Origin of the sequence: Mesorhizobium sp. M1252 (assembly GCF_040318265.1) — a bacterium.
Taxonomy (GTDB): Bacteria; Pseudomonadota; Alphaproteobacteria; order Rhizobiales; family Rhizobiaceae; genus Mesorhizobium.
In genome coordinates, this window is the sequence record NZ_JAMYLX010000017.1 from 1 (window position 1) to 18,301 (window position 18,301).

At 62.5% G+C, this 18,301-nt stretch carries 22 protein-coding genes; 7 read left to right on the top strand and 15 right to left on the bottom strand.

Features of this window, described 5'->3' with window-relative positions:
- Positions 1-165 precede the first annotated feature (165 nt).
- From NKH22_RS26120 to NKH22_RS26140, 5 genes are all read right to left on the bottom strand, one after another.
- Positions 166-2,013 (bottom strand): ABC-F family ATP-binding cassette domain-containing protein, encoded by a 1,848-nt coding sequence (locus NKH22_RS26120; RefSeq protein ID WP_352911625.1) that lies wholly within the window; start codon positions 2,011-2,013, stop codon positions 166-168.
- A gap of 165 nt (positions 2,014-2,178) precedes the next feature.
- Positions 2,179-2,625, bottom strand: a complete 447-nt coding sequence (locus NKH22_RS26125; protein WP_023670270.1) for a Ros/MucR family transcriptional regulator — start codon at positions 2,623-2,625, stop codon at positions 2,179-2,181.
- A 166-nt stretch (positions 2,626-2,791) separates the two neighbouring features.
- Positions 2,792-3,025, bottom strand: a complete 234-nt coding sequence (locus NKH22_RS26130) for a hypothetical protein (protein WP_023733893.1) — start codon at positions 3,023-3,025, stop codon at positions 2,792-2,794.
- Positions 3,018-3,974: a DMT family transporter gene (locus tag NKH22_RS26135; protein WP_245259943.1), complete on the bottom strand. Its 957-nt coding sequence runs from the start codon at positions 3,972-3,974 to the stop codon at positions 3,018-3,020. The genes NKH22_RS26130 and NKH22_RS26135 overlap by 8 nt, the downstream gene beginning before the upstream one ends.
- A gap of 25 nt (positions 3,975-3,999) precedes the next feature.
- On the bottom strand, positions 4,000-4,833 hold the full coding sequence (locus tag NKH22_RS26140) for a hypothetical protein (protein ID WP_023684748.1): 834 nt from the start codon (positions 4,831-4,833) through the stop codon (positions 4,000-4,002).
- 111 nt (positions 4,834-4,944) lie between these two features.
- Here NKH22_RS26140 and NKH22_RS26145 point away from each other — a divergent pair, with 111 nt between their 5' ends.
- Positions 4,945-5,913 carry a LysR substrate-binding domain-containing protein gene (locus NKH22_RS26145; protein ID WP_023735479.1) on the top strand — a complete coding sequence of 323 codons (969 nt, stop codon included), beginning with the start codon at positions 4,945-4,947 and terminating at the stop codon, positions 5,911-5,913.
- Between the two features lie 240 nt (positions 5,914-6,153).
- On the opposite strand, the gene NKH22_RS26150 is transcribed toward NKH22_RS26145, so the two are convergent.
- Positions 6,154-6,306, bottom strand: coding sequence for a hypothetical protein (locus tag NKH22_RS26150; protein WP_023693936.1), 153 nt, complete (start codon positions 6,304-6,306; stop codon positions 6,154-6,156).
- 136 nt (positions 6,307-6,442) lie between these two features.
- On the opposite strand from NKH22_RS26150, the gene NKH22_RS26155 reads away from it, so the two are divergent.
- The 3 genes from NKH22_RS26155 to NKH22_RS26165 all read left to right on the top strand — a co-directional run bounded on the left by NKH22_RS26155 (position 6,443) and on the right by NKH22_RS26165 (position 9,203).
- A complete protein-coding gene (locus NKH22_RS26155; protein ID WP_023670264.1) occupies positions 6,443-6,610 on the top strand; it encodes a hypothetical protein in 168 nt (55 codons plus the stop codon).
- Between the two features lie 50 nt (positions 6,611-6,660).
- Positions 6,661-8,742: an ATP-dependent helicase gene (locus NKH22_RS26160; protein WP_352911629.1), complete on the top strand. Its 2,082-nt coding sequence runs from the start codon at positions 6,661-6,663 to the stop codon at positions 8,740-8,742.
- A gap of 158 nt (positions 8,743-8,900) precedes the next feature.
- Positions 8,901-9,203, top strand: coding sequence for a DUF982 domain-containing protein (locus tag NKH22_RS26165; RefSeq protein ID WP_023670262.1), 303 nt, complete (start codon positions 8,901-8,903; stop codon positions 9,201-9,203).
- Between the two features lie 1,196 nt (positions 9,204-10,399).
- Here NKH22_RS26165 and NKH22_RS26170 read toward each other — a convergent pair.
- The 3 genes from NKH22_RS26170 to NKH22_RS26180 all read right to left on the bottom strand — a co-directional run bounded on the left by NKH22_RS26170 (position 10,400) and on the right by NKH22_RS26180 (position 13,198).
- Positions 10,400-11,185 (bottom strand): GGDEF domain-containing protein, encoded by a 786-nt coding sequence (locus NKH22_RS26170; protein WP_023693938.1) that lies wholly within the window; start codon positions 11,183-11,185, stop codon positions 10,400-10,402.
- 393 nt (positions 11,186-11,578) lie between these two features.
- Positions 11,579-12,238 carry a hypothetical protein gene (locus NKH22_RS26175; protein WP_023684735.1) on the bottom strand — a complete coding sequence of 220 codons (660 nt, stop codon included), beginning with the start codon at positions 12,236-12,238 and terminating at the stop codon, positions 11,579-11,581.
- A 447-nt stretch (positions 12,239-12,685) separates the two neighbouring features.
- Complete coding sequence (locus tag NKH22_RS26180) at positions 12,686-13,198, bottom strand: DinB family protein (protein WP_023693939.1); 513 nt, start codon at positions 13,196-13,198, stop codon at positions 12,686-12,688.
- Between the two features lie 255 nt (positions 13,199-13,453).
- Here NKH22_RS26180 and bluB point away from each other — a divergent pair, with 255 nt between their 5' ends.
- Positions 13,454-14,089, top strand: a complete 636-nt coding sequence (gene bluB, locus NKH22_RS26185) for a 5,6-dimethylbenzimidazole synthase (protein WP_023693940.1) — start codon at positions 13,454-13,456, stop codon at positions 14,087-14,089.
- Positions 14,090-14,098: 9 nt separating this feature from the next.
- On the opposite strand, the gene NKH22_RS26190 is transcribed toward bluB, so the two are convergent.
- A complete protein-coding gene (locus NKH22_RS26190) occupies positions 14,099-14,323 on the bottom strand; it encodes a hypothetical protein (protein WP_023821307.1) in 225 nt (74 codons plus the stop codon).
- A gap of 238 nt (positions 14,324-14,561) precedes the next feature.
- Between NKH22_RS26190 and ndk the strand changes: the two genes are divergently transcribed.
- The gene (gene ndk / locus NKH22_RS26195) at positions 14,562-14,984 is read left to right on the top strand and encodes a nucleoside-diphosphate kinase (protein WP_023673443.1); all 423 of its coding nucleotides are present in this window, start codon (positions 14,562-14,564) and stop codon (positions 14,982-14,984) included.
- A 76-nt stretch (positions 14,985-15,060) separates the two neighbouring features.
- On the opposite strand, the gene NKH22_RS26200 is transcribed toward ndk, so the two are convergent.
- Entirely contained in the window at positions 15,061-15,516 is a 456-nt protein-coding gene (locus NKH22_RS26200; RefSeq protein ID WP_023693942.1) for a MarR family winged helix-turn-helix transcriptional regulator, read from the bottom strand.
- A 64-nt stretch (positions 15,517-15,580) separates the two neighbouring features.
- Here NKH22_RS26200 and NKH22_RS26205 point away from each other — a divergent pair, with 64 nt between their 5' ends.
- Positions 15,581-16,060, top strand: a complete 480-nt coding sequence (locus NKH22_RS26205) for a cupin domain-containing protein (RefSeq protein ID WP_023821308.1) — start codon at positions 15,581-15,583, stop codon at positions 16,058-16,060.
- A 2-nt stretch (positions 16,061-16,062) separates the two neighbouring features.
- Here the strand turns inward: NKH22_RS26205 and NKH22_RS26210 are convergent, their stop codons facing one another.
- The 4 genes from NKH22_RS26210 to pgsA form a co-directional block, all read right to left on the bottom strand.
- Complete coding sequence (locus NKH22_RS26210) at positions 16,063-16,830, bottom strand: YbaY family lipoprotein (RefSeq protein ID WP_023693944.1); 768 nt, start codon at positions 16,828-16,830, stop codon at positions 16,063-16,065.
- 67 nt (positions 16,831-16,897) lie between these two features.
- Entirely contained in the window at positions 16,898-17,371 is a 474-nt protein-coding gene (locus NKH22_RS26215; RefSeq protein ID WP_023733882.1) for a molybdenum cofactor biosynthesis protein MoaE, read from the bottom strand.
- A gap of 4 nt (positions 17,372-17,375) precedes the next feature.
- Positions 17,376-17,633 (bottom strand): molybdopterin converting factor subunit 1, encoded by a 258-nt coding sequence (gene moaD / locus NKH22_RS26220; RefSeq protein WP_023673448.1) that lies wholly within the window; start codon positions 17,631-17,633, stop codon positions 17,376-17,378.
- 1 nt (position 17,634) lies between these two features.
- On the bottom strand, positions 17,635-18,231 hold the full coding sequence (pgsA, locus tag NKH22_RS26225) for a CDP-diacylglycerol--glycerol-3-phosphate 3-phosphatidyltransferase (RefSeq protein ID WP_023673449.1): 597 nt from the start codon (positions 18,229-18,231) through the stop codon (positions 17,635-17,637).
- Positions 18,232-18,301: the final 70 nt, after the last annotated feature.

The following is an 18,301-nucleotide window of genomic DNA, read 5'->3' on the forward strand; positions in this document are numbered from 1 at the left end:
GTGTTCTTATTATATTCGACATACGGCCCAGAGCTCTCGACTGCCTCCGACTCCCGCGGTGCGGTGGCTCGGGGCCCGCCCCGGGCGTCTGGGGGCCGCGCGCGGCGCGGACCCCCACCCCGCTCCGCTTCGCGGATCGACCCTCCCCACAACGGGGGAGGGTAATCACTCCACCGTGCCTTCCTCATACTCGGCCGACATGGTTAGCCATTTCTCCTCGTGACCGGCAAGCTGCTGTGCCAGCTGCGAGCGCTCCTTGGCGAGCCGGGTCGCGGTCGACGGATCCTTTTCGTACACCGCCGGATTGGCGAGTTCGTCCTCGATCAGGTCGATGCGCTTGCGGATGCGGTCCATCAGCGCTTCGGTGGCGCGTATTTCCTTGGCCAGCGGCTCAAAGGCGGCGCGGCGCGCGGCTGCATCGCGGCGGCGATCGGCCTTTGATGCCTTCTCGGCCTCGCGCTTGCCGCGTCGGTCGCCGGACACGCCGGTGACCAGCGTCTTGTAGTCCTCAAGGTCGCCGTCATACGGGTTGACCGCCCCGTCCTTGACCAGCCACAGCCGGTCGGCGGTCGCTTCCAGCAGATGGCGGTCATGCGAGATCAGGATGACGGCGCCGGGAAACTCGTTCAATGCACGGATCAGCGATTCGCGACTGTCGATGTCGAGATGGTTGGTCGGCTCGTCGAGGATGAACAGGTTCGGGCCTTCGAAGGCCGACAGGCCCATCAGCAGGCGCGCCTTCTCGCCGCCGGACAGGTCCTTGGCGGCGGTGTTCATCTTCTCGGTGGTGAGACCGAACTGGGCGACGCGGCCACGTACCTTGGATTCCGGCGCCTCCGGCATCAGCCGGCGGACATGCTCATAGGCGTTTTCATCAGGCCTGAGATCGTCGAGCTGATGCTGCGCGAAGATAGCCACTTTCAGGCCCGGCGCCACCGTCATGGTGCCGCTCTCCTGCTTCAACCGGCCCGACAGAAGCTTGGCGAAGGTCGACTTGCCGTTGCCGTTGGCGCCGAGCAGCGCGATGCGGTCGTCGGCATCGATGCGCAGCGTCATCTTCTTCAGGATCGGCTGGCCCTCGGTGTAGCCGACATTGACGTTGTTCAAGGCAATGATCGGCGACGCCACCGTTTTCACCGGCTCCGGGAAAGAGAACGGCCTCACCGTGTCGTTCACGATCGCCGCGATCGGCTTCATCTTCTCCAGCGCCTTGATGCGCGACTGCGCCTGTCTCGCCTTCGAAGCCTTGGCGCGGAAGCGTTCGACGAAGGACTCCATGTGTTTGCGCGCGGCTTCCTGCTTGACACGGCCCTTCTCCTGCAACTCCTTCTGCTCGGTGTACTGGCGCTCGAACTGGTCGTAGCCGCCGCGCCAGAAGGTCAGCTTCTTCTGGTCGAGATGAACGATGGAATTGACGGCGCGGTTGAGCAGGTCGCGATCGTGCGAAATCAGAAGCACCGTGTGCGGGTATTTCGAAACATAGTTTTCCAGCCACAGCGTGCCTTCGAGATCGAGATAGTTGGTCGGCTCGTCAAGCAGCAGAAGGTCGGGCTCGGCAAACAGCACGGCGGCAAGCGCGACGCGCATGCGCCAGCCGCCGGAGAAGGACGAGGCCGGGCGGCGCTGCGCGGCGTCGTCGAAGCCAAGGCCGGCGAGGATGGTGGCCGCGCGGGATTCCGCCGAATGCGCATCGATATCCGCCAGCCGCATATGGATGTCGGCAATGCGGTGCGCGTCGGTGGCGGTCTTTTCCTCCTCGAGCAATGCGGTGCGCTCGAGGTCGGCCTTGAGCACGATTTCGATCAGCGGCTCCTCGGTGCCGGGCGCTTCCTGCGCCACCTGGCCGATGCGGGTGTTCTTGGGCAGGCTTATCGAGCCGGTCTCGGAGGGAAAGTCGCCGGTGATGGCCTTGAACAGCGTCGTCTTGCCGGTGCCGTTGCGGCCGACGAGGCCGGCCTTGGTGCCGGCCGGCAAGGTCAGCGAGGCATGATCGAGAAGCAAGCGTCCGGCCATGCGGAGCGAAAGATCGCATATTATAAGCTTGCCGGGGTTTTTGCAGGGGTGGGGGGCGCTTCGCAAGGGCCTGGGCGCTGGGGGGGGCATAAGGAATGAACACGGCGCGCCTTAAGCGCGCCGTCCATTGCAAACAGCAGACTGACTTTTCAGAGGCTGCCTGGTTCAGGCTTTGGGTTTGCGCTTCGTCACCTTGGCCGCGGCGGCCGGAACGGCCGGCTTGCGGCCGAGGCCCGAGGACTTGGCCAGTGCCGAACGGGTCGCGGAGTAGTTCGGCGCCACCATCGGATAGTCCGACGGCAAGCCCCATTTGCCACGATATTCCTCCGGGCTGAGACCATGGTCGGTCATCAGGTGGCGTTTCAGCGACTTGAATTTCTTGCCATCTTCCAGACAGACGATGTGGTCGGGAAACACCGACCGCTTCGGATTGACAGCGGGGTTCAGCGCGGGGCTTTCCACGGCGGCAATGCTGCCCAGCTTGCGCACCGATGCGCTGACGCTGGCGATCAGATCCGGCAGGCCGGACGCAGGGAGAGGATTGTTGCCGACATAGGCCGAGACGATGTCAGCAGTCAGTTCAATAGCGGTCTTGCTGTCGATGGTGTGCAATTCTGTTTCTCCCGCCGGTCATGAAGTTGCCGGCTTTTTTTAAGACTTCTCTTGATGTATCGACCTAGCTGCACCCCCCAACGGGTCGCTAAGTCTCAATAAACGATCAAGAATCGGAACAGGAGGATGTTTCCACAACAGGTTGCAACGTTGCAAATTAGAAAATCTAATACTTGGAAACGGCCGACTTCGCGCCAGCAGATTTCAACTGCACGGACCCGGCAGGTTTGGAGTCGGCCAGTATCTCCAGAATGCGCTTCCAGCGGGCGCACCGGCCGAAATCTTTTTGCTCTATCGCCTTTTCGGCCTTCATGGCGGCGTAGAGCGGCGCCTCGGCGCCGAACTCCTTGAGCAGCCAGAATGCTTCCTGTCTGGCGAGGCGTTCATCGTCGTCAAGCATGTTCAGCCTCCGAGCGTTCTATGCCCACCGCAATACAGCTGCCGATGACGAGGACCGCACCGGCTATCGCGGTCAGCGTCAGCCTTTCGCCCGACAGCGTCAGCAGCAGCGTCGATGCGATCGGCGTCAGATAGGCGATGACCGCAACCTTGCCGCCGCCTTCAAGCTTCAAGGCGCGCGACCAGAAATAATATCCCAGCCCCATCGGGCCGGCGCCGAGATAGAGGCCAAGCAGGAGGTGCTCGCTGGATGGCCAGGCTGCGCCGTCGTGAATACACCATAGCAAGGTCAGGCCGACGCCGACCAATGCCGAAGGCAAAAGCAAACGCTCCGACGGTGTGGCCAGGCGGGCGACCGCAATCGAATAGAAGGCCATGCACAGCGCCGAGCCGAAGGCAGCGAGATAGCCGACGATGCTGCCCTGGAGAAAAGGCTGGCCGCGACCACCCGAGATCACCAGCGCCACGCCGACAAAGCCGAACACGGCAGTCAAACCCAGCAGCACGGGGCGTTGCCGCTTGCCCAGCACGATGACCGCCGCCGCGACCATCAGCGGCCAGGTGTAGGCGACGAGATTGGCCTCGATCACCGGCATGGAGGCAAAGGCGATGTATTGCAGCACCATGGTGCCGACCAGGCCAATAAAGCCGACCGCGACCGGCGCCAGGGTGCCGTCAGCACCCTTGGCAAAGGCTGCGTCTTGCGTGTCCCCCTTCCGGCTCGCCAGATGGATGACGGCGAACACCAGAGCCGCTCCACAAAACTGCAGCAACTGCACGAGCGACACCGGATGGCTGGCCAGCAGGGATTTGCCGACCAGCGCGTTGGTCGACCACAGGGCGACCGCGCCGGCGGCGAAGACCAGGGCCGACGGCGAGCCCGATCCACCCCGGAATCGCCGAGACGGTGCCTTGTCCTTATCGCCGACCATGATGTTACCGACGGCCAAACAGGCGTCCACTTCTATGCTCTGGCTACCATGATTCCCTTGATCCGCCCGGGACCGGCGCATCGGTCGCCGCCGCAACCGGACGCTCTTCCTCGAAGCGGCGATAGGCCGGCAGCTGGTTCGTCCAGACGTCTTCGGCCAGTTCGTTGACCCATTCGCGATCGTGATCATTGTCGGCTGCGAGATAGAACATGCGATTGTCGTCGACGTAGGGCTTGGCCACAGAGCGCTGGTTGAGGACCAGCGTGACGCGTGAGCCGAGCTGGATCGGCGCGGTGCGGTGCAGCACACCGAGAAACTGACCGAGTGTGGCGTAGTTCATCTTGTGGTCGATGCGCATGACCTGGTTGCGCGGAATCTCGCGGCCGGATTCAAGGATGGCGCGGCCGGTCTCGGAATCGTCGCAGTAGATTTCGAGATGGCCGCCGACCAGCGGATTGCTGATCGACAGCGGAATGAGTTCGGTGACCGGGACACCGTCGCAATGCCAATCGACGGCGCCGTCCTTGGGATTCATGAAAGTGACGGTCGAGCCGACGATCGACAGCGGATAGGGCTCGAGCTTGGTGCCCATCATGTCGGACAGACGTTCCAGGCGCAGCTTGTCATGCAGCAGTTCCTTGATCTCCGGGATGAAACGGTCGGCGCCGGTGATGAAGGTCAGATCGAGGTGCTTGTGCACGGCGTGGCTGGCCTTGAGCTTCAACGCCGCCTCTTCGATCGCCGCCAGCAGCGCCGGGTCGTAGCCATGCAGATACTGCGCAACGCCGAAACCCGACACTTTCCAGGCCGTCTCATGACCGATAATGGCTTCTCGGCTCATCGCGTAGCGCAGTTCAGGTATGGTATGGGCGTTCATTCTACTTCTCCAGGATGGGGGCATCACTTGGTAAACTGTCGATTAATTTCCCCACCCCTGTAAAATTAGGAATGCTGGTGCTAGTGTAAGCCCAGCTTAAGGTCGAAACGCGTGCGTCTGCTCAGTCAGGTCAACCTCAATTCGCTGAAGATTGTCGAAAGTGCCGCCCGGCACCGTAACTTCACGCGCGCCGGCGAAGAGCAGTTTATTACTGCTTCCGCCGTCAGCCAGCGCGTCAAAAGCCTCGAGGAACAGCTGCGCTTCAAGATCTTCCAGCGCGGCGGCAATGCGGTGTCGCTGACGCCCGAGGGCGAGACCTATGTGTCGCGCGTTCGCGAGGCGCTGGAGCGCATCGTGGCGGCCAGCATGGAGGCGACCGGACAGTCGCAGGCACATGTGCTGAAGATTTCGGTGCTGCCGACGTTCGCGGCGCGCTGGCTGTTTGCCCGCCTGCCGCTGTTCCAGCGGCAATATCCCGAAATCGAAATGCGGGTTTCGACCTCCTACGCCGCCAATGAGTTCGCCACCTCCGAGTTCGACCTCGAGATCCGCTATGGCGACGGCAGCTTTCCCGACCTCAAAGCGGACCTGCTGTTCAAGGAGGATTTGACGCCGGTGTGCAGCAGGAAGCTGTTCCACGAAGTTCTCGGCGACAGGCCGCCGTCAAAGGTGACGCCGGACGACCTCAGGCATTTCACGCTGCTGCATTCCGACACCTGCACGCAGAACTGGCAGTCGTGGCTGGGTTTTGCCGGCGCGAGTTCCGTGCTCGGCGAGACCAAGAGCATCTATTTCGATTCCTGCATGATGTCCTATGAGGCGGCCAATGCCGGCATGGGCTTTGCAGTCGCCAACCGCGCCTATATGGCGAGCGAGATCCGCGCAGAGAGACTGGTGGCGCCGTTTGCCGTGCATCACCCCAACACCGCCGGCTGGTATTTCGTCTGCCCGGTCACCGCGCCCTACACGCGCAAGGTGGAACTGTTCAAGCAGTGGATAATGGCCGAGGCGGCGCTGACGCAGTGCCAGCTGGACGCCGGGATTGCCGGCGGCCCGGTGCTGCGCAAGGCCATTGCCTGAGGTCGGATTCTTTCCGCGGCCTTGCGGGATTTGCGGCCGTTTCTGCTGGTTTTGCGCAGACGGCACGAGCAGAACCGGCACGAAAACTGCCACCTCATGACGCAGGCGAGAGACTCAGCTATCTTCGGTTGTTGCGGCGGACCTGATATCCGCCTGGCCGGCGCTATCAGCTCACCTCCCAAGCGGCGCCGGCCTTCTTCTCCCGAAGGCTACCTCAGCCTTATCGTCCCGCTAAAACGATCATTGCGCCGGCTGATCGCCGCTGGCCGCCGGCTTTGGCGCCGAATCCGTCTGCGGGGTTTGGTCGAGCACCGGGGCTTTGGTTGGCTGGATGTCACCGTCGCAGGCGGCGAGCGCCAAGCTGGCGGCCAACAGAATCAGAAGCCTCTTCATGGCGACCTCCTAGGTCTGCCCTCTCCTTCATAAGGCAACGAGGTGGTTCGGCTTTGGTTGCACGCTCGCAAACGACGCCGCGTCGGCTGGAACCAAACGGCGGCTCTGAGGTTGGTTGCCCAAAGGAGATCGCGCCATGATCCGTCTGCTCATTACCGGCCTTTTCGCTTACGCGACCTATCGCATCGCCAAGGAGATCATCAAGGACGTGCCCGACAATTTCGATCCGTTGCCGGTGCCTGGCGACGAACGCGCCACATTGCGGCGCCAGTCGGCGGCGACGGGTGTCGCGCCACGGCGATAGGGGCGACTTCGGCCCGTTGCGAACAAAGCGGAAACGATGCTTGATAGGCGATGACCATCGCCATCAATGATTCGTCCTTGCAGCCCGCCTATCTGGCGAAGCTCAACGCCGAGCAGCGGCTCGCCGTCGAACATGGCGACGGCCAGATCGCCGGGCCGCTGCTGGTGATCGCCGGCGCCGGCTCCGGCAAGACCAACACGCTCGCCCACCGGGTCGCGCATCTAATCGTCAAGGGCGCTGATCCCAGACGCATTCTGCTTATGACATTCTCGCGCCGCGCCGCCACCGAAATGGCCAGGCGGGTCGAACGCATCGCCGGCGAGGTGCTGGGCCGAGACGCGTCCGTCATCGCCGACGCGCTGGCCTGGGCCGGTACGTTTCACGGCATCGGCGCCAGGCTGCTGCGCGACTATGCGCTGACGATCGGCCTCGACCCGGCCTTTACCATTCACGACCGCGAGGATTCCGCCGACCTGATGAATCTTGCCCGGCATGAACTTGGATTCTCGAAGACCGAAAGCCGTTTTCCGACCAAGGGCACCTGCCTGGCGATCTATTCGCGCGCCGTCAACGCGCAGGCGCCGCTTGGCGAGGTGCTGGGTTCGGCCTTTCCGTGGTGTGCCGGCTGGGCCGAACAACTGAAGGCGCTGTTCGCCGGATATGTCGAGGCCAAGCAGGCGCAGAACGTGCTCGATTACGACGACCTCCTGCTCTACTGGGCGCAGATGGCCGCCGAGCCGGAGATCGCGGCGCATCTGGGCTCGCGCTTCGACCATGTGCTGGTCGACGAATACCAGGACACCAACCGGCTGCAGGCCTCGATCCTTTCGGCGCTGAAGCCGGACGGCGCCGGACTGACAGTGGTGGGCGACGACGCGCAGTCGATCTATTCGTTTCGCGCCGCGGAAGTGCGCAACATCCTCGATTTCCCGCAACAATTCGCGCGAGCCGCCGATGTCATTATGCTGGAGCGCAACTACCGCTCGACCGAGACTATTTTGGCGGCAGCCAATGCGGTCATCTCGGAGGCGTCGGAGCGCTTCACCAAGAACCTCTGGTCGGAGCGCAAATCCTCGCAAAGGCCGAAACTGGTCAGCGTGCGCGACGAGGCCGAGCAGGCGAACTATGTCTGCCAGGCCATCCTGGCCGAGCGCGAGGCCGGCACGGTGCTGAAATCGCAGGCGGTGCTGTTTCGCGCCTCGCACCACAGCGGCCCGCTGGAGATCGAACTGACGCGCCGCAACATCCCCTTCGTCAAGTTCGGCGGGCTCAAATTCCTCGACGCCGCCCATGTCAAGGACGTGCTTTCGGTGCTGCGTTTTGCCGAGAACCCGCGCGACCGCGTCGCCGGCTTCCGCGTGCTGCAGCTCCTGCCCGGCATCGGCCCTTCGGCGGCGAGCACCATCGTCGAGACCATGGCGACATCGCTCGACGAGGATATGGGGCTGGCCCGCTACCGGCCGCCGCAACGCGCGGTTGAGGACTGGCCGGCCTTCGTTGCGCTTTATTCCGGCCTGCGCGCCCGGTCGGGGAAATGGCCGGCCGATCTCGAACAGGTCAGGCTGTGGTACGAGCCGCATCTTGAGCGCATCCACGAGGATGCGACGACGCGGCGAGCCGACCTCATGCAGCTCGAGCAGATCGGTTCCGGCTATGCTTCGCGCGAGCGCTTCCTGACCGAGCTGACGCTGGATCCACCGGATGCGACCAGCGACCAGGCCGGGCCGCCGCACCGCGACGAGGACTATCTGATCCTGTCGACCATCCATTCGGCCAAGGGCCAGGAATGGAAGAACGTCTTCGTGCTCAACACCGTCGATGGCTGCATCCCGGCCGATCTCGGCGTCGGCACCAAGGAAGACATCGAGGAGGAGCGCCGGCTGCTTTACGTCGCGATGACGCGGGCCAAGGACGGCCTGCATCTGGTGACGCCGCAGCGCTTCTTCACCCACGGCCAGGCAGCGCGCGGCGACCGTCACGTCTATGCCTCGCGAACCCGTTTCATCCCGGCCTCGATCCTCGGCGCCTTCGAGCAGACCTCTTGGGCGAGCGTTCACGCAAAGGACGATCCGCGCCACAGACCTGAAGTTCGCGTCGACCTCGGCGCCCGCATGCGCGGCATGTGGAAATAGCCGCAACCGCGAATGCCGGCAGGGAGCGACCTCAAGAGCAAATCGTCCTGTCATGCCATCTCTCAGGGAACCTCGGGCCGCCAGCCGCGTTTTCTGGCGTCCAACCCGCGATCGGAGAGCGGCGACCGCCGCCCTTCCGCCCATCCAGAGAGGCCAGAATGCACGACGCGATGTTCTTCACCCCGGTTGCCGTTAGCGTTGGCGCCGGCCACAAACGCATGCTCGCCTCGCTGTTCGAGATGCATGATTTCCTGACCGAATTTCCGCCGTCACGCCGGCGCCTGAGCTATGGCGCGGCGGTTAGGGCCTGCGAGGCGGCACGCGCCGGCGAAATCTCGACCGAGGCCGCACGCGATGCCCTGATCACCTTTGCGGTCACGGCAGGCATCCTCTGGCCCGCGGTCCAGCCGGCCGTCTCGGTCAAGCCGGTCGCACACGGTTATGGCGGCTACGCCGTCTGAGACGGCCGGGATCAGGCCTGCCCAGCAAAAAAGATCACTCGGACTTGCCGGCAGACGTCGAACGACAAACACGTCTTGGTGATCCCACCAAGCGTCCACTTCATCTTGGAGTAACTCGGCATTGGAAGCGTCTTGAGATAGTTTGATCACGAAACCAAGATCCATGGCCATCATGCCGTATTCCTCAACCGCGATGTCGGCCTGTTCACTGTTCAATGCAAACCGAGGCCAAATTCACTCGGTGGCGTCTCCATTTGAAGAAAAGGCAGGGTTCGCGAGCCGTGAGTTGTGAAATCGGAATGCCAACAGGCCGCACAAAGCTGAACAGACGAACCAGCCATCGCGACCAGTTGTTATCGGCATGTGGAAAAGAATGAAAGCGCAAAGACTGCATCATAGAGCCGGCCAAAAACTGCCTCCTCCGGTATCGATCGCGACTGAATGGCTTTAACCTTGAATTCGTTCGCCAGGAAAGAAATCGCTTGTGGATGATCGGAACTGACGAGATCGATGTCTTCATCCACATGGTGCCACGTCACGCATCCATACCCTGAGGCGAACTCGAGGAGTAAAAAGGCCCCGGCCTAGATGCCGTGTTAAAATTCCTTTGAGTTTTATTGCAGATGCTTGCCCCATCTCTGAAATATAAATGCCCCTTGAGACGTCAGACAGAAATCCATTATGGTCAATCAGGAAGTTGAATATATCGTCATCTTGATGAATGGATGGAACAATGGAAAATCCGACGCCACTCTACGGATTATTTCTTCTCTAAGTAATTGCCGGTCCAACAAGTTTAGGCCGACTTCTGGATCCACTGACTCATCCGATCTATGAGCATTGGATAACGGTACAAGCCGCCGAGGCGGGTACCACGCGCGATAGCGAGCGACGCTGCAGCCACCGTTTCACCATCGCGTTGATCCACACCTCGAAGCAGAAATGGACGGCCAACCCGCAAGCAGCGGCAGACGCACCAAGCGAGGACTAGGTACATCTGAAGGCATCATATCGATGCGGCAGGCCAACGGATCGCAGCGCCAACCAGCAGACCGAGACACTTGCGTTAAGGAACGAGGCCTGCTGCAGTCGACACCATGGAAGCTGACGGCGCCGCTGCGTGTTCCAGGTCGCATTGCCGCGATCCGTTTGAAAAGCGCCTGTGCCCGACCGGAGCCTCGCCTGGCGCCCGCATTTCAATGCAACGTCGGATCACCGGCCAGCAGGGCGCGCGGCCCGGTCGTTTCGAAACTGACCTGGTCGCGGCCGTTGGACTTGGCCTTGTAGAGGTGCCGGTCGGCCGTCAGGAACATGTCGGCATAGGTGGTGGGTCCGCTGAAGGCGACGCCACCGATGCTCACCGAGAGCGGACAGGGCCGTCCATCCGGGGCAAACTCGACCTCGCGGATGCGCCGCCGGATCCCCTCGGCAACCAGCCAGGACTGCGACGGGTCGGCGCCAGGCAGGAAGATGGCGAACTCCTCGCCGCCGATGCGACCGACGATGTCGGCGCCGCGCAGCTGGGCCTTGATCGTCTGCGCAATCAGCTTGAGCGCCTGATCGCCGCAATCGTGGCCCAATCGATCGTTGATGGTCTTGAAATGATCGGCGTCGACGATCAGCAGGGCGCCGGCATCGACGACGGCCTGGCTGCGCGCCTGTTCGAGATAGGCCTCGACCAGCATCGAAAACGCGCCGCGGTTGAACACCGCGGTCAGGCTGTCAGTTGCCGCGACAATGCTCAGATTCTTCTGGGCGATCGCCAGCTGGCGCATCTTGTACATCAGGAAAGAGAAGAACGATCCACCCAGCACAAGCGGCAGTAGCAGGTCGGTGAGCTGCGCCCAGCGCAATGCTTCGGGCGACAGCGACGGAAAATTGTAGGAATCGACAAGGAAGGCCGCCGCGATACAGATCGCCGTGCCGACAACCGTGACTGCTATGACCCTGCCCCAGCTGGTGGGCGACAGATCGACCCGCATGCCATTTCTCCCACTGTGTTCGCCATTTTGCAGCGGGAACACAAATGAAACCCTAAAATCTTACCTGCAATTCGAATGTGGTTAACCAGAACAATTCCAGGAAAGTGTGAGCAGCTTTCCCGGGAGAAGCGCGTGGGCGCTTTCCCTGAGAATTACCAAGACAAAGGGATAGCGCGTTTCATCGTTTCCGTTAAACGATAAAACGCTCCGGCAATCGAAAGGCGCGATCGGTTGCCTTGTGAGTGGCGACAAAAAGCCCGCCACTTGCGCGGCGGGCTTTCCGACTGGCCGGAGGCTTCTCGTCAGCGCATGTCCCTCGGGAAGTCTGGGCCATGCGGTAGGAGAGTGCCGTAAAGCCTCACGGCTGGCTCGACACTCCCGGCGAAACCTGTCTCAGCGACGCGAGATCATAAGGCATAGCTGCCGCAGATCGCTGTCGTAGGTGCCCTCGCTGGCGAGCACATCGACGCAGCGCTTCTTCATACGTGTCAGCTGGCTGTTCGACATGCTGGCGACGACACCGGGTGTCCCAGGGGTGCCTGGTGTTCCAGGAGTTCCTGGAGTGCCGGGGGTACCGGGCGTACCGGGCGTGCCCGGCGTTCCGCCAATGCCGACGCCGACACCGACGTTGATGCCGCTGCCGACGTTGACGCCGACACCGGCATTGATACCTCCGCTGCCGCCGACCGTGGCCCCAACACCGGCCTTGATGCCACCGGCTCCGCCGACCGTCGCGCCAGCGCCGGCCTTGATGCCGCTGCTACCGCCGACTGAGGCGCCGAGGCCCGCAGTAACGCCGCTATTGCCGCCGACCGTTGCGCCAGCACCCGCCTTGATACCGCCGCTGCCGCCAACCGAGGCGCCGGCACCGGCCTTGACCCCGCCGCTGCCGCCGATCGAAGCGCCAACACCGGCATTGATGCCGCCAGCACCGCCGATAGATGCGCCGACACCGACGCCAATTCCGCCGCCTGCATTCGCGGGAGCGGCAAAAATGACGATAATTGCACCCGCCGCCAGTGTTCTAGCGATTTTTTGAGTGATATTAACCATGACACTCTCCTTGTTGCCGTTCTGCTTTGTGCATTGCAACATGCCAGCAAACCAAAGCAGACATATGCTCATGCACTCACAGCTACGCACGAGTCTTCCTTATAGTTTCTTTATTTTTTCCAAGAATAAGGATTGTAGTTCTCAAGGCGTGCACTGGTCTGCTAAAAAAAAATATGTTTTTGCTTCAATATTTAAACTCTGTTTAATTCTCTCGACAGAAATTCCACCGGAGTTGGAGCGGGTTGTGGCTGCGGCGGCCTGGAGCCGAAGGCCCACAAAAGGCGGGCCACTGACAGCCCAGCCATCTGGCCCAGTCACCGGGCAGCGTTGTGCCGACAGGGTCCTCAAAACCCGGCTTGGATCCAGAGCTGGTGCCGGGCATCGACGGCCGCGCAAATGCACCGGTTAACGCTCCCGTGCGTTTAAACGGGAAGCGCGGTCAGGAGATCAGGCGTAGGCGCGGCCTTCGTCGGTGCGTTGGAAAAACGCCAGGTCGAGCTGCACCGAAGGCCGGCCGAGAATGGTCAGGATGGTATGCGCCTGGCCGCGGTGATGGGTCTGGTGGTTGAAGACGTGTCCCAGCGCCGGCGCCAGCCGCTGCGAGACGGTGCGCATGTCGGAAACGGTCATGTAGGAGAAGCGGCCGGACAAAGCCTTTTCGGTCAAACCGTCGACCCAGTCGACGATCCGCCTGTCCTCGGCCTCACGCGCCAGCTTTAGGCCAGGCAATGCGCGGTGCAGGATGGCGTCGAGCTTTGCCGGCGCGTCGCCCTCGCCGGTGAAGCGTTTCATCCAGATGCGGTCGGTGGCCAGCAGATGGTTGAGCGTGCCCATCATCGAGCCGAAAAATGCGCCGACATCGCGGTTGAACTCTTCTTCGTCAAGTGCGGCGACGGCATCGTAGATGCGGCCATTGGCCCATTGATTGTAGGCCGCGAACATCATGAAATGCTGTTTCATCTTTTTCCCGCCGACGAGTTCCGCTTCAGCCGCAGGCGCCTAATTAGACCGCGAGGACGCAGCCGCCAATGACCATTCTGTTCTATGAACTCGCCGGACACGACGCGACCCGTCCGTTCAGCCCGCCTTGCTGGAAGGAGGCGGCGGCCGCAGCTTAGGGAATAGGCAGTAGGCAATAGGGTCTGAGGGCTGTACTGCCTACTGCCTACTGCCTACTGCCTACTGCCTATTCCCCACACAAGTCTCCTGATCGCCATGCCACCACCCCCCGATTTCACCGATGATTTTCGCGCCGGGCTGGTCACGCTGCTGCGCTGGCGCCGGGATGTGCGGCGCTTCGAGCGGACGGCTTTGCCCGAGGGTACGCTGGAGCGGCTGCTGGAGCTTGCCAGCATCGCGCCGTCCGTCGGTCTCAGCCAGCCGTGGCGCTTCGTGGTGGTCGAGAGCGCCGAGCGGCGGGGCGCGGTGAGAGACTGTTTCGAGCGGTGCAATGCCGAAGCTCTTGAATGCTTTTCAGGCGAGCGCGCCGCTCTCTATGCCCGGCTGAAGCTCGCCGGTCTCAATGAAGCGCCCTGCCAGTTCGCGGTTTTCGCCGACCGCACGACGCAACAGGGCCATGGGCTCGGCCGCATGACGATGCCGGCAACCATCGACTATTCGGCCGTCATGGCGGTGCACACGCTGTGGCTGGCGGCGCGGGCGGAAGGCATCGGCATGGGCTGGGTGTCGATCCTCGACGCGGCCGAGATGGCCGCAATCCTGGACACCCCGCCTGAGTGGACGCTGATCGGCTATTTCTGCCTCGGCTATGCCAGCGAGGAGCATGATCTGCCGACGCTGGAACGCGAGGGCTGGGAGCGCCGGCGGCCGCCGGTAGTGATCAGGCGGTAAAGCTGCCCATCACTTCGTCTCTTCCTTGGCGATGAGCTTGACGCAGATCGGGTCGCCCTTCGGCATCGGAGTGCACTGCCATTCAGGCCCGAAACCGATATTCGTATCTGTGCGGTGACCCGAAAAGAGCAGCAGAACAAGGCCCACGGCAGCCAAGATGCCGATAATCCAAAGGCTCCCTTTTATGTCGCCCGGTCTGAGGTGGAGGTAGGGCCAGCGCGTCCCGTCAAACATGGTCCGATGTCTTTCCGTTCCGCTGATTTCCCTTCGAAGCCGTGCGTGCCTGCGCAATCGCCATTTTCCCGCAAAGCCTTGCCTTTGACCAGAGCGTTGCGAACAGCCATGCGGGCGGTCGCGGTCGAATAACGCTGCCGGGGCGCGTCCCCTTGGCAATGGGCCGGGCGGCTTGTATAGAGCCCGCCACTCCACATTCCGATCTCAAGACTTTCCATCTCAAGACAAGGACGACCCCATGGCGCTCGAACGCACCTTTTCCATGATCAAGCCGGACGCGACCCGGCGCAATCTTACCGGCGCCATCACCAGGATGCTGGAAGAGGCCGGCCTGCGCGTCGTCGCCTCACGTCGCGTGTGGATGAGCCGCCGCGAGGCCGAAGGCTTTTACGCCGTCCACAAGGATCGTCCGTTCTTCGGCGAACTGGTGGAATTCATGTCGTCGGCGCCGACCATCGTGCAAGTTCTGGAAGGCGAAAACGCCATTGCCAGGAACCGCGAAGTTATGGGCGCGACCAACCCCGCCAACGCCGCCGAAGGCACCATCCGCAAGGTGCACGCGCTGTCGATCGGCGAGAATTCCGTGCACGGCTCCGACGCGCCGGAAACCGCCGCGCAGGAGATCAAGTACTGGTTCTCCGACACCGAGATCGTCGGCTGAGCCGACGTGAACCAATGTATGCAAGAGGCCGGCACTTCGCCGGCCTTTTTCTTTGGTCAGGTCCCGGCTGCCGCTTTCAACGGATGAGCGGCGTGTCCCAGAGGTCGCCGAGCAGCGTTTTCAGCTCCGTGAAACGCTTCTCGCCCAGTTCCTCGGCCCATTCCCGTTCCACGTCGAGCAGGATGTCGGCCATCTTCTGGTATGCGGCGCGCCCGCGGTCGGTGAAGTGGACGACGGTCCCGCCGCTCTCATCGGGTGCCGCCGAGCGAGTGATATAACCCATCGCTTCCAGCGTCTTCAGCAGTTGATTCATGGCCTGCTTGCTCATCGCGGCGCGCTCGGCGAGCGCGCTCGGCCGAAGGCCATCCGGGCCGGGATATTGGATCACCGCCATATGCGGCGGGCTGAGGTCCTCGAAACCCGACGCCCTGAGATCCCTGATCAGCTTGCGGTGAATGGCCATGGCCGGAACGCGCAGCAGTGCACCGATCAGCGGTGGCTTCTTTGGCGTTTCTTCCCTGGATAATGGCATTGACACTCGGGTAAATTGAGTTTACTCATTTCGGTAAATCCGATTTACCACATGGGAGGGTGAAATGCTAGACAGAGCTAGCCAGATCAGCGTCAATCCGGCCGACGAGACAATCAGCCATGGCGGCCTTGCCGTGCGCTTCCTGCTTACCGGCGACCAGTCGAACGGCAGCATCGCCGCCTTCGAACTGACCGTCGCCGGCTCGCAGCGCCTGCCCGCCCCGGCGCACAGCCACGATCACTATGAAGAGACGATGTACGGGATCGAAGGCGTGCTGATGCTGACCGTCGACGGACACCGGCACGATATCGGGCCGGGCCAGGCGCTGTGCATTCCGCGCGGCGCGGTTCACCGCTTCGACAACGACACCGCCGCGACCGCCAAGGTGCTGTGCGTGGTGACGCCGGCGGCGATCGGCCCGGAATATTTTCGCGAGGCCTTCGCCATCTTCAGCACTGGCGGCCCGCCAGACCGCACCAGGCTGATGGACCTGATGCGCCGGTTCGGCCTGACGCCGGCGCCCCCGCCGCCGCCGCAGTCTTGATCTTAGCTCGCTGCGTTGAATCGCAAAATGTCACGGCCGTCCTTGTCGGCGATGATCAGCTTGCCGCCATCGACACGGTATGACGCCGCCTTGGCGAGCGCCTCGAACAGCGCCTTTTCCTCGGCCATGATCTCCGGCGCGCAGGCCTTGTAGGTCGAGCCGATGTCGCTGATGACGATGGTCTCGCCATCGACCTTGGCGGTGGCGAAATAGGCGTTGCACGGGCCGCTGCCGCCCGCCTTGCCGGCTTCGCTGACCCGGAACGTCGCCTGCGGCTCCGAAATCACGCCGATACCGTCGATATATTCGACTAGCCAGCTCTGGCCGAACAGCGAGGCCGAGGTCGGCTTGTCGCTCGGCGCCACCATTTTCAGCACAATGGCCTGCGGCGCCTCGCTGAGCGGATCGACCTGATAGCGCGAGTCCGTGACGAACAGCAGCTTGTCGTCGGCGGTGATGCGCGCCTGCAGCGCATAGGTCATGTTGGGCCGGATCACCGTTGGATCGAAGCTGATCTCGAACTTGATCGGCACCTGGCCGGCCGGCGCTACCTTGCGCTCGCCGACAATGGCGGCCGGCGCATCGGCCAGCGATACATCGGCAAGTTGAACCGACAGCACGGCGTTGGGCGGCAGCGCGATGCGCTCGCGATACATCACCTCGCCCTTCAGGGTTTTCTCGGCGGCGACGGAAGGCTCGGGAACGGCCAGAACGCCGATAACCAGCGGCACAAAACCGAAGACGAAGAATTCGGCGATCCTGTCCAGCATGCCCTTGCTCCCTTTTTGCCGATGCGATTTGGCCAAGGGAATGCGGTCAATACATGGCTGCCGAGATTTATTCGGGCCGCGCCTTCCAGCGCGCCGCAGCCTGGTCGTCGGCGTCCTTGGCCTCGACCCAGCCGCCATCGGTGCCGTCCACGCGGTGCTCCTTCTTCCAGAAGGGTGCACGCGATTTCAGGAAATCCATCAGGAAATTGGCCGCTTCGAACGCCGCCTGCCGGTGCGAGGACGCCGCCACCACCAGCACGATGTTTTCGCCCGGTGCGATCTTGCCGTGGCGATGGATGACGGTCAGCCCTTGCAGCGGCCAGCGCTGAAGTGCCTCGCGGGCGATGCGGGTGATTTCGGCCTCGGCCATGCCGGGATAGTGCTCGAGTTCCAGGGCCGACAGCTGGCCCTGCTCGTCGCGGCAAAGTCCTGAGAAGGACACCACGGCGCCGATGTCGGCGCGACCCTCGGTCAGTTTCGCGATCTCGGCGGCAACGTCGAAATCGTCGCGCTGGATGCGCACCGTCGGCGCGCCGGACATGGTGTCAGCCCCCGGTCATCGGCGGAAACAGCGCGATCTCGCGCGCGCCGGCTATCTTCTCGCGATGCTCGACATGTTCCTGGTTGATGGCGACGCGGATCACATCAGGATATTGCAGCGCGTGCTCATATTCCTCGCCACGCGATTTCAGCCAGCGCAGGAGGTCGGCCACCGTCTCGATACCGGCGGGCAGTTCGACATCCTCTTCCGGCTTGCCGATCCGTTCGCGCACCCAGGCGAAATAAATGAGCCGGGTGATCATCTCACTCGTCCATGATGTGCTTGAGGCCGGCGCGGAAATAGTCGTAGCCGGTGTAGAGCGTGACGAGGGCTGCGATCCACAGCAGCACCAGTCCGGTCTGCGTGGTCAGCGGGAAGATCTTGTCGCCGGCAGGCCCAGCCAGCAGGAAGGCGATGGCGACCATCTGGATGGCGGTCTTCCATTTGGCGAGCTGCGTCACCGGCACCGAGACTTTCAATGCCGCCAAATATTCGCGCAGCCCCGAAACCAGGATTTCGCGGCACAGGATGATGATTGCCGCCCACAACGACCAGCCTGCGATGCCGGCATGGCGGTCGGTGTCGGCGGCGAGCAGCAGCAGGCAGGTGGCGACCAGCAGTTTATCGGCGATCGGATCCAGCATCTTGCCGATGTTGGACGTCTGCTGCCAGGCGCGCGCCAGATAGCCGTCGAGATAGTCGGTGATCGAAGCCAGCAGGAAGATGATCAACGCCGACCAGCGGGCGAAGTCGCTCGATTTCAGATGCCCCTCGAGAAAAAAGCACAGCACCACCAGCGGCACCGCGACGATGCGGGCATAGGTAAGCATGTTAGGCAGGTTGAACGCGCGCTTGGCCATATCTCAGGGACTCTTTCTGCCTGCGTACTCAAATCAGAACCGGATGTAGGGGGTCAACAGGCGAGATTCG